Origin of the sequence: Streptomyces sp. NBC_00572 (assembly GCF_026341815.1) — a bacterium.
GTDB lineage: Bacteria > Actinomycetota > Actinomycetes > Streptomycetales > Streptomycetaceae > Streptomyces.
Genome location: NZ_JAPENX010000001.1, coordinates 500783 through 518950 on the forward strand (window position 1 = coordinate 500783; position 18168 = coordinate 518950).

General features: G+C 67.4%; 12 protein-coding genes, 3 rRNA genes and 1 pseudogene. 4 read left to right on the top strand and 12 right to left on the bottom strand.

The window, feature by feature from the left end; translation table 11 throughout:
• Positions 1 to 9: 9 nt before the first annotated feature.
• The 4 genes from recN to OG514_RS02345 all read right to left on the bottom strand — a co-directional run bounded on the left by recN (position 10) and on the right by OG514_RS02345 (position 3896).
• Positions 10 to 1752, bottom strand: a complete 1743-nt coding sequence (gene recN, locus OG514_RS02330) for a DNA repair protein RecN (protein ID WP_266890297.1) — start codon at positions 1750 to 1752, stop codon at positions 10 to 12.
• Between the two features lie 143 nt (positions 1753 to 1895).
• Positions 1896 to 2819, bottom strand: a complete 924-nt coding sequence (locus tag OG514_RS02335; RefSeq protein WP_266890299.1) for an NAD kinase — start codon at positions 2817 to 2819, stop codon at positions 1896 to 1898.
• Entirely contained in the window at positions 2816 to 3631 is an 816-nt protein-coding gene (locus OG514_RS02340) for a TlyA family RNA methyltransferase (RefSeq protein ID WP_266890301.1), read from the bottom strand. The genes OG514_RS02335 and OG514_RS02340 overlap by 4 nt, the downstream gene beginning before the upstream one ends.
• 7 nt (positions 3632 to 3638) lie before the next feature.
• Positions 3639 to 3896 carry a hypothetical protein gene (locus tag OG514_RS02345; protein ID WP_266900723.1) on the bottom strand — a complete coding sequence of 86 codons (258 nt, stop codon included), beginning with the start codon at positions 3894 to 3896 and terminating at the stop codon, positions 3639 to 3641.
• 76 nt (positions 3897 to 3972) lie between these two features.
• Here OG514_RS02345 and OG514_RS02350 point away from each other — a divergent pair, with 76 nt between their 5' ends.
• Entirely contained in the window at positions 3973 to 4320 is a 348-nt protein-coding gene (locus OG514_RS02350; RefSeq protein WP_266890303.1) for an SCP2 sterol-binding domain-containing protein, read from the top strand.
• A 22-nt stretch (positions 4321 to 4342) separates the two neighbouring features.
• On the opposite strand, the gene OG514_RS02355 is transcribed toward OG514_RS02350, so the two are convergent.
• Together OG514_RS02355 and OG514_RS02360 are read right to left on the bottom strand one after the other, a co-directional pair.
• Positions 4343 to 5188 carry an ABC transporter ATP-binding protein gene (locus OG514_RS02355; protein ID WP_266890305.1) on the bottom strand — a complete coding sequence of 282 codons (846 nt, stop codon included), beginning with the start codon at positions 5186 to 5188 and terminating at the stop codon, positions 4343 to 4345.
• Between the two features lie 53 nt (positions 5189 to 5241).
• Positions 5242 to 6321: an HAD hydrolase-like protein gene (locus tag OG514_RS02360; RefSeq protein WP_266900724.1), complete on the bottom strand. Its 1080-nt coding sequence runs from the start codon at positions 6319 to 6321 to the stop codon at positions 5242 to 5244.
• A gap of 86 nt (positions 6322 to 6407) precedes the next feature.
• Here OG514_RS02360 and OG514_RS02365 point away from each other — a divergent pair, with 86 nt between their 5' ends.
• Positions 6408 to 7700: a DUF1015 domain-containing protein gene (locus tag OG514_RS02365; RefSeq protein ID WP_266890307.1), complete on the top strand. Its 1293-nt coding sequence runs from the start codon at positions 6408 to 6410 to the stop codon at positions 7698 to 7700.
• 79 nt (positions 7701 to 7779) lie between these two features.
• On the opposite strand, the gene OG514_RS02370 is transcribed toward OG514_RS02365, so the two are convergent.
• From OG514_RS02370 to OG514_RS02395, 6 genes and pseudogenes are all read right to left on the bottom strand, one after another.
• Positions 7780 to 8601, bottom strand: a complete 822-nt coding sequence (locus OG514_RS02370) for a tetratricopeptide repeat protein (protein WP_266900725.1) — start codon at positions 8599 to 8601, stop codon at positions 7780 to 7782.
• A gap of 282 nt (positions 8602 to 8883) precedes the next feature.
• Positions 8884 to 10116, bottom strand: a pseudogene (locus OG514_RS39315) (hypothetical protein); the annotation flags it as partial.
• A gap of 137 nt (positions 10117 to 10253) precedes the next feature.
• Positions 10254 to 10370: ribosomal RNA gene (gene rrf / locus OG514_RS02380) — 5S ribosomal RNA — on the bottom strand.
• Positions 10371 to 10476: 106 nt separating this feature from the next.
• A 23S ribosomal RNA gene (locus OG514_RS02385) occupies positions 10477 to 13599 on the bottom strand.
• Positions 13600 to 13888: 289 nt separating this feature from the next.
• Positions 13889 to 15414 (bottom strand): 16S ribosomal RNA (locus tag OG514_RS02390).
• The 16S, 23S and 5S rRNA genes sit together here, the layout of an rRNA operon.
• 512 nt (positions 15415 to 15926) lie before the next feature.
• The gene (locus tag OG514_RS02395; protein ID WP_266890309.1) at positions 15927 to 16589 is read right to left on the bottom strand and encodes a DNA-3-methyladenine glycosylase; all 663 of its coding nucleotides are present in this window, start codon (positions 16587 to 16589) and stop codon (positions 15927 to 15929) included.
• Between the two features lie 88 nt (positions 16590 to 16677).
• Here OG514_RS02395 and OG514_RS02400 point away from each other — a divergent pair, with 88 nt between their 5' ends.
• Together OG514_RS02400 and OG514_RS02405 are read left to right on the top strand one after the other, a co-directional pair.
• Positions 16678 to 17460, top strand: a complete 783-nt coding sequence (locus OG514_RS02400; RefSeq protein WP_266890311.1) for a sporulation protein — start codon at positions 16678 to 16680, stop codon at positions 17458 to 17460.
• A gap of 53 nt (positions 17461 to 17513) precedes the next feature.
• Positions 17514 to 18050, top strand: coding sequence for a YbhB/YbcL family Raf kinase inhibitor-like protein (locus tag OG514_RS02405; protein ID WP_266890313.1), 537 nt, complete (start codon positions 17514 to 17516; stop codon positions 18048 to 18050).
• The last annotated feature ends 118 nt before the right edge of the window (positions 18051 to 18168 follow it).

Consider the following 18168-nt stretch of genomic DNA (forward strand, 5'->3'; position numbering starts at 1 on the left):
CGCTCGGGGTCAGCCGTCCGCCCGAGCCGTCGCGAGCAGCTCCTCGGCGTGCGCCCTGGCCGTCTCGGAGTCCTCCTGGCCTGCGAGCATCCGGGACAGCTCCCGTACCCGCTCCTCGCCCTCCAGGACCGTGACGCCGGACCGCGTCACCGAGCCGTCGTTGGTCTTCTCGACGAGCAGCTGCCGGTCGGCGAAGGCCGCGACCTGCGGCAGGTGTGTGACGACCACGACCTGCGCGGTCTTGGCGAGTTTGGCGAGCCGCCGGCCGATCTCGACCGCCGCCTTGCCGCCGACACCCGCGTCGACCTCGTCGAACAGATACGTCGGCACCGGGTCGACCCCGGCGAACACGACCTCCACCGCGAGCATCACCCGGGACAGCTCACCGCCCGACGCGCCCTTGGCGATCGGCCGCGGCGGGGCCCCGGGGTGCGGGGCGAGCAGCAGTTCGACCTCGTCGGCCCCGGAGGGGCTGTAGGCGACCCGGCGGCCGTCGACCTCGACGCCGTCGGGGTCCTCGGTCTGCCGGATGTCGAAGGACACCCGCGCGTGGGGCATGGCGAGCGAGGCGAGTTCGGCGGTGACCGCGTCGGCGAACCGGTCGGCGGCCTCCGTACGGGCGTCGGTGAGCCGCTGGGCGAGCACCGACAGGTCGTCGCGCAGCCGGTCCCGCTCGGCGGTGAGTTCCTCGACGCGGTCGTCGTCGCCGTCCAGCTCGCCGAGCCGGTTCGCGCTCTCCTCCGCCCAGGCGAGGACCGCCGCGATGTCGGCGCCGTACTTCCGCGTCAGCTGCGTGAGCGCCGCCCGCCGCTCCTCGACGGCGGCGAGCCGCAGCGGGTCGGCGTCGAGGTCGTCGGCGTATCCGGCGAGTTCGGTGGCCACGTCGCCGAGGAGGATGGAGATCTCCCCCATCCGGTCGGCGAGTGCGGCGAGCGCCGGGTCGTGCGACCGTACGGCCTCCAGGGCCCGGCCGGCACCCGCGACGAGGGTCGTGGCGTCGACGGACTCGGGGTCCTCGGGAACGCCCGCGAGCGCGGCGTGCGCGAGCGCGGCCGCGGAGGCGAGGGCCTCGGCGTGCCCGAGCCGCTCCGCCTCGGCGGCGAGTTCGGTGTCCTCCCCGGCGCGCGGGGAGACGGCCTCGATCTCACCGAGCCCGAACCGCAGCAGATCCGCCTCCTGGGCCCGCTCACGGGCCCGCGTGGTGATCTCGTCCAGTTCGCCGGTGACGGCGCGCAGCCGCCGGTACGCCTCGGCGTAGACGGCGAGCGGTGCGGAGACGGCCTCGCCCGCGTACCGGTCGAGCGCCCCGCGCTGCCGGGCGGGCTTGAGCAGCCCCTGCTGGTCGGTCTGGCCGTGTACGGCGACGAGTTCGTCGGCGAGTTCGGCGAGCAGCCCCACGGGCACGGAGCGCCCGCCCAGGTGGGCCCGCGAGCGTCCCTCGGCGGAGACGGTGCGGCTGACGAGCAGCACCCCGTCCTCCAGCTCCGCCCCGGCCTCCTCGGCGCGCAGGGCGGCGGGCGCGCCCGCGGGCACGCTGATCCGTCCCTCGACGACGGCCGAGGCCGCGCCGATCCGCACGAGGGCCGGGTCGGCCCGTCCACCGAGCAGCAGGCCCAGGCTGGTCACCACCATGGTCTTGCCCGCACCGGTCTCACCGGTCACCGCGGTGAAGCCGGGCGACAGCTCGACCACCGCGTCGTCGATGACCCCGAGCGACCGTATCCGCATCTCCTCCAGCACGCCCCAGACCATACGAGGTTTCCCTGGTGCGATGCGACATCACCCCCGGGCGTAACTCTCCGGCGCGCCGATCGTTCCGTGCCCCGGGAGCCGGAGGTACGCCCCCGCGGCCGCCCCGTACGGAGGGTCCTCGGCCCGCCCCGCGCGGAGGTGCGTCAGCGTGCCCCGCCCCGCCACCCCGACACCGGGAGGGCGAACTTGGCGACGAGCCGGTCCGTGAAGGAGGCGTGGTGGAGCCGGGCGAGCCGGACCGGCACGGCACCCCGCCGCACCTCGACCCGCGCTCCCGCCGGGAGTTCCACCGTCCGCCGCCCGTCGCACCACAGGACCCCGTGCGGGGTGTGCGGCTCGACCTCGACGGCGAGCACGGACTCGGGGGTGGTGATCAGCGGCTTGGCGAAGAGGGCGTGGGCCCCGATCGGGACCATGAGCAGCGCCTCGACCTCGGGCCAGACGACCGGCCCGCCCGCCGAGAAGGCGTACGCGGTGGATCCGGTCGGTGTCGCGCAGATCACCCCGTCGCAGCCGAAGCCGGTCACCGGGCGCCCGTCGATCGCGAGGACGACCTCCAGCATCCGTTCCGGGGACACCTTCTGCACGGCCGCCTCGTTGAGCGCCCAGTCGCGGTGCAGGACGTCGCCGTTCTCGTACACGACGACGTCGAGGGTCATCCGCTCCTCGACCTCGTACGCCTTCGTCACGACCCGGTCGACGACCTTGTCGAGGTCGTCGCGCTCGGCCTCCGCGAGGAAGCCGACCCGGCCGAGGTTGACGCCGAGCATGGGGACGCCGGAGGCGCGGGAGAACTCGGCGCCGCGCAGCAGGGTGCCGTCGCCCCCGAGGACGACGAGGAGTTCACAGCCGTCGAGCGCGTCGGAGCAGGCCTCCGGCACCCTCTCGACGGAGGGCGGCAGCGGCAGGTCCGCCGCCTCGGCCTCCAGGACACGGACGCCGATGCCGCAGCGCAGCAGCCCGAGGACGACCAGTTCGGCGCTGCGCACGGCGGCGGGCCTGCCGGTGTGTGCGAGCAGGAAGACGGTACGTGGTGCGGTCTCTGGTGCTGCTGCCGTTGAGCTCAACGAGGTCCTTCCGCCACGGCGCGGTCGACATCCGCCGGATCCAGCGCGGGCGCGCCTGCCCGCAGCCACAGAAAGTACTCGACGTTGCCGGAGGGGCCGGGCAGCGGGCTCGCGGTGACGCCCAGGACGCCGAGTCCGAGCTCGGCGGCCCGCCGTGCCACGTTCTTCACGGCGTCGGCGCGGAGTTCGGTGCTCCGGACGACTCCGCCCGTGCCGAGCCGCTCCTTGCCCACCTCGAACTGCGGCTTCACCATGAGGACGAGGTCGGCGTCGGGCGCCGTGCAGGCCGCGAGGGCGGGCAGGACGAGGCCGAGGGGAATGAACGAGAGGTCGCCGACGACGAGGTCGACGGGGACTCCGTCGATCGCTTCGAGTGTCAACTCGCGTACGTTCGTACGGTCCTTCACGGTGACCCGCTCGTCGCTCTGCAGCGACCAGGCGAGCTGCCCGTAGCCGACGTCGACGGCGACGACATGGGCGGCGCCGGCGCGCAGCAGCACGTCGGTGAAGCCGCCGGTGGAGGCTCCGGCGTCCAGCGCCCGCCGGCCCTCGACCTTCAGCCCCAGCGGGACGAAGGCGGCGAAGGCCCCGGCGAGCTTGTGGCCGCCGCGCGAGACGTAGTCGGGATCGTCGTCGTCCTGGACGACGACGATGGCCGCGGCGGTCTCGACCTGGGTGGCGGGCTTGGTGGCGACGGTCTTGCCGACGGTCACCCGGCCCGCGGCGATCAGCTGGCTGGCGTGCTCGCGCGAGCGCGCGAGCTTGCGCCGGACCAGCTCGGCGTCGAGACGGCGGCGTGCCACTCCTGCCACGTTCGGTTCAGCTCCTGTTTTCGTACGGACGAGGGGCGGGGTGCGCGTCGAGCGAGGTCAGCTCGGCACGCAGTCCACGGTGTACATCCTCGTACACCTCCAGGTGTCCGTCCGCCGGGAGGTGGTCCACCTCGGCGAGACGCGCCAGGTGGACGTCGACGCCGGGGTGCCCGGTGAGCTCCCGCTCGACCCCGAGCGGCGAGGCTCCTGCGGGCTCGTGGGCAGCCTCCGGAGCCGCCGCGTCCACGGACTCCGGTACGGACATCGCGCCCGCGGGCTCGGGCATCGCGTCGTTCATGCTCCCGACGCTATCGCGAACCCCTGGGGTACGGTCGACGGCGATGGCGACGATCACGGAGTGCCGCGACGCACTCGACACACTCTCGGACAACCTCGCGCGGGCGAACGGCGACGTGCGCGGCGCGGCCGCGCTCGACCGCACCCTGAGCTGCCACATCACCGATCTGGACACCACGTTCACGGGCCGCCTCGCGGACGGCCGGATCGAGGTCGAGTCCACGGTGACGGGCCCGCCGCCGGCCAAGGCGCAGATCCGGCTGGCGATGACCGGCGACGACCTGGTGTCGATGGTGGGCGGCGACCTGAACTTCGCGAAGGCCTGGGCCTCGGGCCGGGTCAGACTTGAGGCGGGCTTCCGCGACCTGCTCCGCCTCCGCTCCCTCCTCTAGCCCACTGACTCACCCCTCCGGCTCACTTCCGCAGGACGGGCTCCGGCGAAGCCGTGGCGGGTCGCGGGACGCGGGCCTTGCGCCCGGCCGGGACGACCAGCGGCGTCCCCGTCTCGGGGTCGTCGATGACCTGGCAGCGCAGCCCGAAGACCCGCTCGACCAGCTCGGCGGTCACGACCTCGGACGGCGGGCCCTCGGCGACCACCTCGCCGTCCCGGACGGCGATGAGATGGGTCGCGTACCGGGCCGCGTGGTTGAGGTCGTGCAGCACGGCGACGAGCGTCCGGCCCTGGGTCTCGTGCAGCTCGGCGCACAGGTCGAGGACGTCGATCTGGTGCTGGATGTCGAGGTACGTCGTCGGCTCGTCGAGCAGCAGCAGCGGGGTCTGCTGGGCGAGCGCCATGGCGATCCAGACGCGCTGGCGCTGACCGCCGGACAGCTCGTCGACGTACCGCTCGGCCAGTTCGGCGACACCGGTCGCCTCCATCGACTCCCGGGTGATGCGCTCGTCCTCCGGGGACCACTGGCGCAGCAGCCCCTGGTGCGGGTAGCGACCACGGGCGACGAGGTCGACGACGGTGATGCCGTCGGGCGCCACGGAGGTCTGGGGCAGCAGGCCGAGGGTCCTGGCGACCTTCTTGGCGGGCAGCGAGTGGATCGACTGCCCGTCGAGCAGGACGCGCCCCTCGCTGGGCTTCAGCATCCGGGAGAGGGCGCGGAGCAGGGTGGACTTGCCGCAGGCGTTCGGCCCGACGATGACGGTGAAGGAGTTGTCGGGGATCTCGACGGACAGATCGCGGGCGATGACCCGCTGCTCGTACGCCAGGGTGACCGATTCCGCGCTCAGCCGCTGCTGCCGACCATCCATGCCCGTACTCCCGTGCCCTCAACCCAAATGAAGTTAGGTTAGCCTACCCAATTTCAGAGCCCGAGCCGTGCCAGCACCTTCCCCGCGTCCGGCACCCCGCCGCCCACGGCGTCGGCCGCCGACCAGGCGGCCCCGCACAGCGCCCGCACGGCGTCCAGGGGATCCACCGCCCCGGCCGCCGCCTCCGCCGGCCCGTCGAGCACCAGCTCGCCCCCGCTCACCCAGGCCCGCACGCCCCCGCACACGAAGCTCCCGTCCGCTTCCGCGACGACCTCCGGCTGCCCCACGAGCAGCCCCCGCAGATCGGCGTCCACATACGTCGGCCGGTGCTCCGGCACCGCACGCAGCAGCTGCGCCACGTCCGTGACACCGGTCAGGACGAGCAGCGAGTCCACCCCGCCGTTGAACGCCCCCTCGATGTCCGTGTCCAGCCGGTCCCCCACCACCAGCGGCCGCCGCGCCCCCGTCCGCAGCACCGTCTCCCGGTGCATCGGCGGCAGCGGCTTCCCGGCGACCTTCGGTTCCACACGGCCGCCCGTGGCGATCCGTACGACCTCCACCGCCGCCCCGTTCCCCGGCCCGATCCCCCGCGCCCCGGGAATCGTCAGGTCGGTGTTCGAGGCGTACCAGGGAAGCCCCCGCGCCACCGCGTAGCTCGCCTCCGCGAACCGCCCCCACGGCATCTCGGGCCCGCCGTACCCCTGCACGACCGCCACCGGCTCGTCCTCGGCCGAGTCCACCGGCACCAGGCCGCGCTCGCGCAGCGCCACGCGCAGTCCCTCGCCGCCGATGACGAGCACCCGGGAGCCGGGCGGCACGTCGTCGGCGATCAGCCGGGCCACCGCCTGCGCCGAGGTGATCACGTCACCGGCCTCGGTCGGCACCCCGAGTTCCGTAAGATGCCCGGCCACCGCGTCGGGCGTCCGCAGCGCGTTGTTGGTGACGTACGCCAGGTGCATCCCGCCCGCCCGGGCGACCCCAAGCGCCTCGACGGCGTACGGAACCGCCTCCCCGCCCGCGTACACGACACCGTCCAGGTCGAGCAGCGCCGTGTCGTACGCCTCGCTCAGCGCCACCGCGCTGCCGCCCGGCCGATTCCTGCCGACGCCCTGCTGTCCCTGGCCGTTCCGCACCGTCACCGCACACTCCTCGCATCACCGGGTGATTCCCCCGCTCCCCCGATCATCGCTCATGGCCACCGCCCACATACGATGACGAGATGAACACCTCAGGTCACGCGGCCGATGACGTCCGCGACGACGCGGCGGGCCTGCGCCTGACGCCGTTCCGCGGGCTCCGATACGTCCCCGAACGGGTCGGCAGCCTCGCCGCCGTGACGTCTCCCCCCTACGACGTCGTCGTCCGACCTGACGGACTCCTCCATCTCGAGTCGGCCGACCCGCACAACATCGTCCGGCTGATCCTCCCGCAGGCGATCACCGCCGGCACCCGCCACCGCAAGGCCGCCGTCACCCTCGACCGCTGGCTCGCGGACGGCGTCCTCGCCCCGGACCCGGAGCCCGCGCTCTACGTGTACGAGCAGCACGGCGACGGCATCCTCCAGCGCGGCATCATCGGGGCCCTGGAGCTCTCCACCCCGGCCGAGGGGGTCGTCCTCCCCCACGAGGACGTCATGCCGCACGTGGTCGAGGACCGCGCCGCCCTGATGCGGACCACCGCGGCCAATCTGGAGCCCCTGCTCCTCACGTACGTCGGCGACGGCGACGGCGCGGGCGAGGTCGTCGAACGCACGGTCCAGCGCCCTCCGTTGCTCGCCACCACCACGGAAGACGGCTTCCACCACCGCCTCTGGTCGGTGACCGACCCGGCCGAGCAGGCCGCCGTCGCCGCCGAGCTCGGCCGCCACCAGGCCCTCATCGCCGACGGCCACCACCGCTGGGCCACCTACCTCCGCCTCCGCGAGGAACACCCCTCGCCGGGCCCCTGGAACTACGGCCTGGTCCTCCTCATCGACACCGCCCGCTACCCCCTGCGGGTCCGAGCGATCCACCGTCTCCTCAACCGCCTGCCGGTCGCGGACGCCCTCGCGGCCCTGGACGGCTCGTTCCGCGTCCGCCGCGTCGAGCGCCCCCTGGCGACGGCCCTGGAGGCCCTCGCGGAGGCCACGACCGAAGGCAACGCCTTCCTCCTGGCCGGAGACGGCGGCTTCCACCTCGTCGACCGCCCGGACCCCGCCCTCCTCGACCGTACGATCCGCACGGACCGCCCCGAGGCCTGGCGCACCCTGGACGCGACGGTCCTGCACTCCACCCTCCTGGAGCACGTCTGGCACATCCCGGACGCCCCCGAGGACATCGCCTACATCCACGACACGAAGGCCGCGGTCGAGCAGGCGGAACGCCGCGGCGGTACGGCGGTCCTCATGCACCCGGTACGCGAGGACGTCGTACGGGACCTCGCCCGCCAGGGCGTCACGATGCCCCGCAAGTCGACCTCCTTCGGCCCGAAGCCGGCGACGGGCCTGGTCCTGAGAAGCCTGGCGCTGGACTGAGAGCACGCCGGAAACTGCACCCGGAAACACAGAAGGGCGGCACCCGCAGGGGTGCCGCCCTTCTCACATGTCAACCGAGTCAGCTCTTGTCGCCGACGCTGTCGTCACGGTCGTCCTCGTCGAAGTCGTCGTCCTCGTCGTCGTCGAGATCGACATCACGATCGACATCGACGTCGACGATGTCGTCCGACTCCGCCTCGGGCTCGTCCTCGTCCTCGTCCTCGTCGAACGCGTCGACGAACTCGACACCGTCCATCTCGGCCAGCCGGTCCGAGGCGTCCGTGGCCCCGTCCTTGTCGGACTCCAGAGCCTTGGCGAACCACTCGCGCGCCTCGCTCTCACGGCCGGCGGCGAGCAGCGCGTCGGCGTACGCGTACCGCAGTCGCGCGGTCCACGGGTGAACGGCGCTGGAAGCGAGCTCGGGGCTCTGCAGCGTCACGATGGCCGCGTCGAGCTGACCCAGGTCGCGGCGGGCGCCGGCGGCCACGAGCCGCATCTCGACCTGCCCGGCCTTGTCCAGCTTCTGCACCTCGGGCTCACCGGCCATCGCGAGCGCACGCTCGGGACGGTTGAGACCGCGCTCGCAGTCGGCCATGACGGGCCACAGCTCGACACCACCGCTCATCCGGCGGGCGGCACGGAACTCGGCCAGCGCCTCGGAGTACTTCTGCGTCGCGTACGCGGCGAAGCCGGCGGCCTCGCGCACGGCGGCGACACGGGAGGCGAGCCGCAGGGCGACCCGCGAGTACTCGTAGGCCTTCTCCGGGTCCTCGTCGATCAGCTGAGCGACCATGACGAGGTTGCGCGAGACGTCCTCGGCGAGCCCCTTGGGCAGGCTCATGAGCTCCTGGCGCACGTCCGGGTCGATCTCCTCACCGGTGACCTCCGGCGGGATCGGCAGACGCTTGATGGGCGCGCGGTCGCTCCGCTCGCGGTCGTCACGACGCCCGTACGACCCACCGCGGTCGTCCCGACCCCGGAACCCGCCACGGCTGTCGCCCCCGCGGTCGTCCCGACGGAAGCCACCGCCACGGCTGTCGCCGCCACGGTCGTCACGACGGAACCCGCCGCCACCACGGTTGTCGTCCCGACGGAACGACGAAGGACGCTCATCACGACGGTCGTCACGGCGGAAGCCACCGCCGCCGCCACGGTTGTCGCCACCACGGTCGTCACGCTGCGGGTACGAGGGACGGTCATCCCGACGGAACGACGAAGGACGCTCATCACGACGGTCATCGCGGCGGAAGCCACCGCCGCCGCCACGGTTGTCGCCGCCACGGTCGTCACGCTGCGGGTACGAGGGACGGTCATCACGACGGAACGACGAAGGACGCTCATCACGCCGATCGTCACGACGGAAACCGCCACCGCCGCCACGGTTGTCGCCACCGCGATCGTCGCGACGGAAGCCACCGCCACCACCGCCACGGTTGTCACCACCACGGTCGTCACGGCGGAAGCCACCGCCGCGGTTGTCGCCGCCACGGTCGTCACGCTGCGGGTACGAGGGCCGGTCATCACGACGGAACGACGAGGGACGCTCATCACGACGATCGTCACGACGGAAACCGCCACCACCACCGCGGTTGTCACCGCCACGGTCATCGCGACGGAAACCGCCGCCACCGCCGCCGCGGTTGTCACCGCCACGGTTGTCGTCGCGGCGGAAGCCACCGCCACCACCACCGCGGTTGTCACCACCACGGTCGTCACGGCGGAAGCCACCGCCACCACCACCGCGGTTGTCACCACCACGGTCGTCACGGCGGAAGCCACCGCCGCGGTTGTCGCCGCCACGGTCGTCACGCGGGAACGAAGGCCGGTCATCACGACGGAACGACGAGGGACGCTCATCACGACGATCGTCACGACGGAAACCGCCACCACCACCGCGGTTGTCACCACCACGGTCATCGCGACGGAAACCGCCGCCACCACCGCCACGGTTGTCACCACCACGGTCGTCACGGCGGAAGCCACCGCCACCACCGCCACGGTTGTCACCACCACGGTCATCGCGACGGAAGCCACCGCCACCACCGCCACGGTTGTCACCACCACGGTCATCGCGACGGAAGCCACCGCCACCACCGCCACGGTTGTCACCACCACGGTCATCGCGACGGAAGCCACCGCCACCACCGCCACGGTTGTCACCACCACGGTCATCGCGACGGAAGCCACCGCCACCGCCACGGTTGTCACCACCACGGTCGTCACGGCGGAACCCGCCGCCGCCGCGGTTGTCACCGCCACGGTTGTCGTCGCGACGGAAGCCACCCCCACGGTTGTCGCCGCCGCGGTTGTCGTCACGGCGCGGGCCACGGAAGCCGCCACGGTCACCGCCGGCGCCGGCATCGTCCCTGCGACGCGGCTCGCGCTCCGGACGGTCGTCGGGAGAGTTGGTGGACATCGACGTGACTCCTGTCTTCGGGTACTGCAGTCATTCTCGCGCAGCCGGCACTCGGCCGCGCATCGGAAAAGTCAAGCAAAAAACAAAAGGACCCCTGGTCCCAGCGTGAACGCTGGGACCAGGGGTCCTGAAGATTTGTTCGGCGGCGTCCTACTCTCCCACAGGGTCCCCCCTGCAGTACCATCGGCGCTGAAAGGCTTAGCTTCCGGGTTCGGAATGTAACCGGGCGTTTCCCTAACGCTATGACCACCGAAACCCTATCGGTTTCGAGCGAACAAGCACACTCTGTAGTTATGTTCTAGCTCTAGAAACCAGCAACCGTTCGTTGCTTCAGAACTAACACAGTGGACGCGAGCAACTGAGGACAAGCCCTCGGCCTATTAGTACCGGTCAGCTCCACCCATTACTGGGCTTCCACATCCGGCCTATCAACCCAGTCGTCTACTGGGAGCCTTACCCTCTCAAGGAGGTGGGAATACTCATCTCGAAGCAGGCTTCCCGCTTAGATGCTTTCAGCGGTTATCCCTCCCGAACGTAGCCAACCAGCCATGCCCTTGGCAGGACAACTGGCACACCAGAGGTTCGTCCGTCCCGGTCCTCTCGTACTAGGGACAGCCCTTCTCAATATTCCTACGCGCGCAGCGGATAGGGACCGAACTGTCTCACGACGTTCTAAACCCAGCTCGCGTACCGCTTTAATGGGCGAACAGCCCAACCCTTGGGACCGACTCCAGCCCCAGGATGCGACGAGCCGACATCGAGGTGCCAAACCATCCCGTCGATATGGACTCTTGGGGAAGATCAGCCTGTTATCCCCGGGGTACCTTTTATCCGTTGAGCGACGGCGCTTCCACAAGCCACCGCCGGATCACTAGTCCCGACTTTCGTCCCTGCTCGACCCGTCGGTCTCACAGTCAAGCTCCCTTGTGCACTTACACTCAACACCTGATTGCCAACCAGGCTGAGGGAACCTTTGGGCGCCTCCGTTACCCTTTGGGAGGCAACCGCCCCAGTTAAACTACCCATCAGACACTGTCCCTGATCCGGATCACGGACCGAGGTTAGACATCCAGCACGACCAGAGTGGTATTTCAACGGCGACTCCACCATGACTGGCGTCACGGCTTCAAAGTCTCCCACCTATCCTACACAAGCCGAACCGAACACCAATATCAAACTGTAGTAAAGGTCCCGGGGTCTTTCCGTCCTGCTGCGCGAAACGAGCATCTTTACTCGTAGTGCAATTTCACCGGGCCTATGGTTGAGACAGTCGAGAAGTCGTTACGCCATTCGTGCAGGTCGGAACTTACCCGACAAGGAATTTCGCTACCTTAGGATGGTTATAGTTACCACCGCCGTTTACTGGCGCTTAAGTTCTCAGCTTCGCCCTGTCGAAACAGAGCTAACCGGTCCCCTTAACGTTCCAGCACCGGGCAGGCGTCAGTCCGTATACATCGCCTTACGGCTTCGCACGGACCTGTGTTTTTAGTAAACAGTCGCTTCTCGCTGGTCTCTGCGGCCACCCCCAGCTCACGGAGTAAATCCGATCACCAGACGTGGCCCCCCTTCTCCCGAAGTTACGGGGGCATTTTGCCGAGTTCCTTAACCATAGTTCACCCGAACGCCTCGGTATTCTCTACCTGACCACCTGAGTCGGTTTAGGGTACGGGCCGCCATGAAACTCGCTAGAGGCTTTTCTCGACAGCATAGGATCATCCACTTCACCACAATCGGCTCGGCATCAGGTCTCAGGCTATGTGCTGTCCGGATTTACCTGGACAACGCCCTACACCCTTACCCCGGGACTACCACCGCCCGGGTTGGACTACCTTCCTGCGTCACCCCATCGCTTACCTACTACCACCTTGGGTCAGCGGCTCCACCACTTTCCTTTCCCCGAAGGGTCCGGAACGGCTTCACGGCCTTAGCATTAATGGGCTCGATATTGGGCGTTTCAAAGCGGGTACCGGAATATCAACCGGTTGTCCATCGACTACGCCTGTCGGCCTCGCCTTAGGTCCCGACTTACCCTGGGCAGATCAGCTTGACCCAGGAACCCTTAGTCAATCGGCGCACACGTTTCTCACGTGTGTATCGCTACTCATGCCTGCATTCTCACTCGTGAACCGTCCACAACTCGCTTCCGCGGCTGCTTCACCCGGCACACGACGCTCCCCTACCCATCACAGCGGGCGTTGGCCCTATTGCTGCAATGACACGACTTCGGCGGTACGCTTGAGCCCCGCTACATTGTCGGCGCGGAATCACTTGACCAGTGAGCTATTACGCACTCTTTCAAGGGTGGCTGCTTCTAAGCCAACCTCCTGGTTGTCTCTGCGACTCCACATCCTTTCCCACTTAGCGTACGCTTAGGGGCCTTAGTCGATGCTCTGGGCTGTTTCCCTCTCGACCATGGAGCTTATCCCCCACAGTCTCACTGCCGTGCTCTCACTTACCGGCATTCGGAGTTTGGCTAAGGTCAGTAACCCGGTAGGGCCCATCGCCTATCCAGTGCTCTACCTCCGGCAAGAAACACACGACGCTGCACCTAAATGCATTTCGGGGAGAACCAGCTATCACGGAGTTTGATTGGCCTTTCACCCCTAACCACAGGTCATCCCCCAGGTTTTCAACCCTGGTGGGTTCGGTCCTCCACGAAGTCTTACCTCCGCTTCAACCTGCCCATGGCTAGATCACTCCGCTTCGGGTCTTGAGCGCGCTACTGAATCGCCCTATTCGGACTCGCTTTCGCTACGGCTTCCCCACACGGGTTAACCTCGCAACGCACCGCAAACTCGCAGGCTCATTCTTCAAAAGGCACGCAGTCACGACCCATTGAGTAAACTCAATGAGCGACGCTCCCACGGCTTGTAGGCACACGGTTTCAGGTACTATTTCACTCCGCTCCCGCGGTACTTTTCACCATTCCCTCACGGTACTATCCGCTATCGGTCACCAGGGAATATTTAGGCTTAGCGGGTGGTCCCGCCAGATTCACACGGGATTTCTCGGGCCCCGTGCTACTTGGGTGTCTCTCAAACGAGCCGTTAATGTTTCAGCTACGGGGGTCTTACCCTCTACGCCGGACCTTTCGCATGTCCTTCGCCTACATCAACGGTTTCTGACTCGTCTCACAGCCGGCAGACTGTGAAAGAGAGATCCCACAACCCCGCATGCGCAACCCCTGCCGGGTATCACACGCATACGGTTTGGCCTCATCCGGTTTCGCTCGCCACTACTCCCGGAATCACGGTTGTTTTCTCTTCCTGAGGGTACTGAGATGTTTCACTTCCCCTCGTTCCCTCCACATGCCCTATGTGTTCAGGCATGGGTGACAGCCCATGACGACTGCCGGGTTTCCCCATTCGGAAACCCCCGGATCAAAGCCTGGTTGACGGCTCCCCGGGGACTATCGTGGCCTCCCACGTCCTTCATCGGTTCCTGGTGCCAAGGCATCCACCGTGCGCCCTTAAAAACTTGGCCACAGATGCTCGCGTCCACTGTGTAGTTCTCAAGCAACGACCAGCCACCCATCACCCCACCCGACAAGCAGGTGAGTTCACTGGGGCCGGCATCGCGAAGATACAAACCTTACGGCCGTACCCTCAGATACCCAACAACGTGCCAAGCACAGTCCGTTCCTCGAAGCCCGTTTTCCACGCCGAAGCAGTACTAACGATTTCTCGGAGAGAGACTGTGCCAACTAATCAACGTTCCACCCATGAGCTGACCGTGCAGAACATTTGCCTGCAATCGGTACTGTGCTCCTTAGAAAGGAGGTGATCCAGCCGCACCTTCCGGTACGGCTACCTTGTTACGACTTCGTCCCAATCGCCAGTCCCACCTTCGACAGCTCCCTCCCACAAGGGGTTGGGCCACCGGCTTCGGGTGTTACCGACTTTCGTGACGTGACGGGCGGTGTGTACAAGGCCCGGGAACGTATTCACCGCAGCAATGCTGATCTGCGATTACTAGCAACTCCGACTTCATGGGGTCGAGTTGCAGACCCCAATCCGAACTGAGACCGGCTTTTTGAGATTCGCTCCGCCTCGCGGCATCGCAGCTCTTTGTACCGGCCATTGTAGCACGTGTGCAGCCCAAGACATAAGGGGCATGATGACTTGACGTCGTCCCCACCTTCCTCCGAGTTGACCCCGGCGGTCTCCTGTGAGTCCCCATCACCCCGAAGGGCATGCTGGCAACACAGGACAAGGGTTGCGCTCGTTGCGGGACTTAACCCAACATCTCACGACACGAGCTGACGACAGCCATGCACCACCTGTATACCGACCACAAGGGGGGCACTATCTCTAATGCTTTCCGGTATATGTCAAGCCTTGGTAAGGTTCTTCGCGTTGCGTCGAATTAAGCCACATGCTCCGCTGCTTGTGCGGGCCCCCGTCAATTCCTTTGAGTTTTAGCCTTGCGGCCGTACTCCCCAGGCGGGGAACTTAATGCGTTAGCTGCGGCACCGACGACGTGGAATGTCGCCAACACCTAGTTCCCAACGTTTACGGCGTGGACTACCAGGGTATCTAATCCTGTTCGCTCCCCACGCTTTCGCTCCTCAGCGTCAGTAATGGCCCAGAGATCCGCCTTCGCCACCGGTGTTCCTCCTGATATCTGCGCATTTCACCGCTACACCAGGAATTCCGATCTCCCCTACCACACTCTAGCCTGCCCGTATCGGATGCAGACCCGGGGTTAAGCCCCGGGCTTTCACACCCGACGTGACAAGCCGCCTACGAGCTCTTTACGCCCAATAATTCCGGACAACGCTTGCGCCCTACGTATTACCGCGGCTGCTGGCACGTAGTTAGCCGGCGCTTCTTCTGCAGGTACCGTCACTTTCGCTTCTTCCCTGCTGAAAGAGGTTTACAACCCGAAGGCCGTCATCCCTCACGCGGCGTCGCTGCATCAGGCTTTCGCCCATTGTGCAATATTCCCCACTGCTGCCTCCCGTAGGAGTCTGGGCCGTGTCTCAGTCCCAGTGTGGCCGGTCGCCCTCTCAGGCCGGCTACCCGTCGTCGCCTTGGTAGGCCATTACCCCACCAACAAGCTGATAGGCCGCGGGCTCATCCTTCACCGCCGGAGCTTTCAACCAGCTCCCATGCGGAAGCCGGTGTTATCCGGTATTAGACCCCGTTTCCAGGGCTTGTCCCAGAGTGAAGGGCAGATTGCCCACGTGTTACTCACCCGTTCGCCACTAATCCACCCCGAAGGGCTTCATCGTTCGACTTGCATGTGTTAAGCACGCCGCCAGCGTTCGTCCTGAGCCAGGATCAAACTCTCCGTGAATGTTTACCCGTAATCGGGTGACACTCGCGTTGAGCGGGACAGTCAGGCCGGAATAAGGCCGACTGTCCACAGCGTCCTCGCTGTGTATGTTGCCTACCCGCCACAAGGGCCGGCAGGACTTTCAAAGGAACCTCGCCATCCGAAGATGGACGGGGTATCAACTAATCTGGCGTTGATTTTTGGCACGCTGTTGAGTTCTCAAGGAACGGACGCTTCCTTTGTACTCACCCTCTCGGGCTTTCCTCCGGGCTTCCCTTCGTGTTTCCAACCTTACCAGATCGTTTTCCGTTCCGTTTCCGGTTCGGAGTTTGTATCCAGTGGCCTGTTGGCTGCCTTTCGCCTTTCGGCGTGTTCACTACGTTAGCTGATTTCTTCGGCGACTCATAATCGAGCAATCGAATTCGAATTCCGGCATGCCGAAATAAGCCCCTGCTGGGGAGTCATCTTGAGTAGTGGATGGCAGCTGCGGGGTGCTTGAACAAGCAGGCCCGTAACCAGCTGCTCGGGCTACGTTAGGCGGTCGGACGTCTTGAGTCAAGTGTGCTCCTCCGGGGCGTATGAGCACGATACGGACTCACCGTCGGATCCTTGTCGATCCAGAAGCGCCAGGGGTGCGGGGCGCCGTCGCCGCCGACTCCCGTGCGGGGGCCGGTGCGGATGCGGTCGGGGGCGGGTGGGGTGCCGGTGAGGAGGGTGAGGGGGGCGTCCGGGCCGGCGCAGGTGTCGGTGCCGTTCAAGGGGAGGCCGATGTCCAGGGCCGTGGCCAGGCGGGCGGGGCCCTGGGCCAGCTCGCGGTCGTACCGGGCCGAGCGGCGGCGGGGACGGGCCTGCTCGGCGCCCCGCAGGATTTCGCCCGCGCGGAGCAGTACCCCGCTCGCCTCGCCCTCGGGGCCGCACACCAGGTTGAGGCAGTGCCACATGCCGTAGGTGAAGTAGACGTACGCGTGCCCGGGCGGCCCGAACATGACGGCGTTGCGTGCCGTACGGCCCCGGAAGGCGTGCGAGCCGGGGTCGATCGCGCCGGCGTACGCCTCCACCTCCGTCAGGCGTAGTTCCATCACTCCCCCGGACGAACGGCGGACAAGTGTGCGACCGAGGAGATCGGGCGCCACGTCGAGGACCGGGCGGTCGAAGAAGGTCCGTGGGAGCGGCGTACGGTCGGGGCTCTCGCTCATGGCGCCCGAGCGTAGTGGGGGTCCGGTGGGGAACCGACTACGGTCGTCGCGCGTATGTAGGGGTCAGGACTGAGAAGGAGTGAAGGTCATGGGATTCAAGAAGCTGCTCGCGAGCCTGGGTGCCGGTGGGGCCACCGTGGAGACGGTGCTCACCGAGGAGAACGTGGTTCCGGGCGGTGTCGTCCAGGGTGAGGTCCGGATCCAGGGCGGCAGTGTCGACCAGCAGATCGAGGGGCTCTCCGTCGGCCTGCAGGCGCGGGTCGAGGTCGAGGGCGGCGACCAGGAGCACAAGCAGGACATCGAGTTCGTCAAGGTCCGTCTGGGCGGTGCCTTCGAGGTGAAGGCCGGCGCTGTGCACGTGGTGCCGTTCGGTCTGGAGATCCCGTGGGAGACGCCGGTGACCTCGGTCTCCGGGCAGCAGCTGCGTGGCATGAACATCGGTGTGACCACCGAGCTGGAGATCGCCCGCGCGGTGGACTCCGGTGACCTGGACCCGGTCAACGTGCACCCGCTGCCGGCGCAGCAGGCGATCCTGGACGCCTTCCTCCAGCTGGGCTTCCGTTTCAAGAGCGCGGACATGGAGCGCGGGCACATCCGGGGGACGCGGCAGAAGCTGCCCTTCTACCAGGAGATCGAGTTCTTCGCGCCGCAGCAGTACCGGGGCCTGAACCAGGTCGAGGTCAGCTTCGTCGCGGACGACCGTGAGATGGACGTCGTCCTGGAGATGGACAAGAAGCCGGGTCTGTTCGGTGAGGGCAGCGACTCGTTCCGCGCCTTCAAGGTGGGTCTGCACGACTTCCACACCACCGACTGGGCGGCTTACCTGAACCAGTGGCTCGCCGAGGTCGGCGGCCGTCGCAACTGGCTCTAGGCTCGGGCCCGTAAAGGCTGCTGAGGCAGTACGGGCGATACGGAGGTTTCGACGTGTCCGAGGGCAAGAGGGCGCCGCTCCCCCATGACTTCCATCCGCCGGTGGCGGCGTTCACGGTGGTGAGCGGCGACATCGCGCCGGGCGGGGTCCTGAAGGACGCGCAGGTGTACGCGGCGGGGAACACCTCGCCGCAGCTGCGCTGGGAGGGGTTCCCGGCGGAGACGAAGAGCTTCGCCGTCACCTGCTTCGACCCGGACGCCCCGACGGGCAGCGGGTTCTGGCACTGGGTGCTGTTCGACATCCCTGTGTCGGTGACCGAGCTGCCCGCCGGTGCCGGGTCGGGGTCGTTCGAGGGGCTGCCGGCCGGGGCCGTGCACGTCCGGAACGACTACGGATCGAAGGACTTCGGTGGTGCCGCTCCTCCGGCGGGTGAGCAGCACCGCTACGTGTTCACGGTGTACGCGGTGGACAGCGAGAAGCTCGGTCCCGACGGCGATGTGTCGCCCGCGGTGGTCGGCTTCAACCTGCGGTTCCACACGCTGGGGCGTGCCCAGTTGATCGGTGAGTACGCAGCTCCCGCGGCGGTCTGATAGTTCGTTTGTTGTTTGCCCGCTTCTGGTCTTGGAGAGATCAGAAGCGGGCATCTTTTGTTGCGCGGGGAAATATTGCGTTGTCCGACCCCGGCCGGCCCGGCCATCGTTGATCCAG

Excerpts from the sequence above, each read along its gene's own strand:
- recN (WP_266890297.1), bottom strand. The coding sequence starts at position 1,752 with ATGGTCTGGGGCGTGCTGGAGGAGATGCGGATACGGTCGCTCGGGGTC.
- OG514_RS02345 (WP_266900723.1), bottom strand. The coding sequence starts at position 3,896 with ATGTCCGTACCGGAGTCCGTGGACGCGGCGGCTCCGGAGGCTGCCCAC.
- OG514_RS02350 (WP_266890303.1), top strand. The coding sequence starts at position 3,973 with ATGGCGACGATCACGGAGTGCCGCGACGCACTCGACACACTCTCGGAC.
- OG514_RS02355 (WP_266890305.1), bottom strand. The coding sequence starts at position 5,188 with ATGGATGGTCGGCAGCAGCGGCTGAGCGCGGAATCGGTCACCCTGGCG.
- OG514_RS02365 (WP_266890307.1), top strand. The coding sequence starts at position 6,408 with ATGAACACCTCAGGTCACGCGGCCGATGACGTCCGCGACGACGCGGCG.
- OG514_RS02395 (WP_266890309.1), bottom strand. The coding sequence starts at position 16,589 with ATGAGCGAGAGCCCCGACCGTACGCCGCTCCCACGGACCTTCTTCGAC.
- OG514_RS02400 (WP_266890311.1), top strand. The coding sequence starts at position 16,678 with ATGGGATTCAAGAAGCTGCTCGCGAGCCTGGGTGCCGGTGGGGCCACC.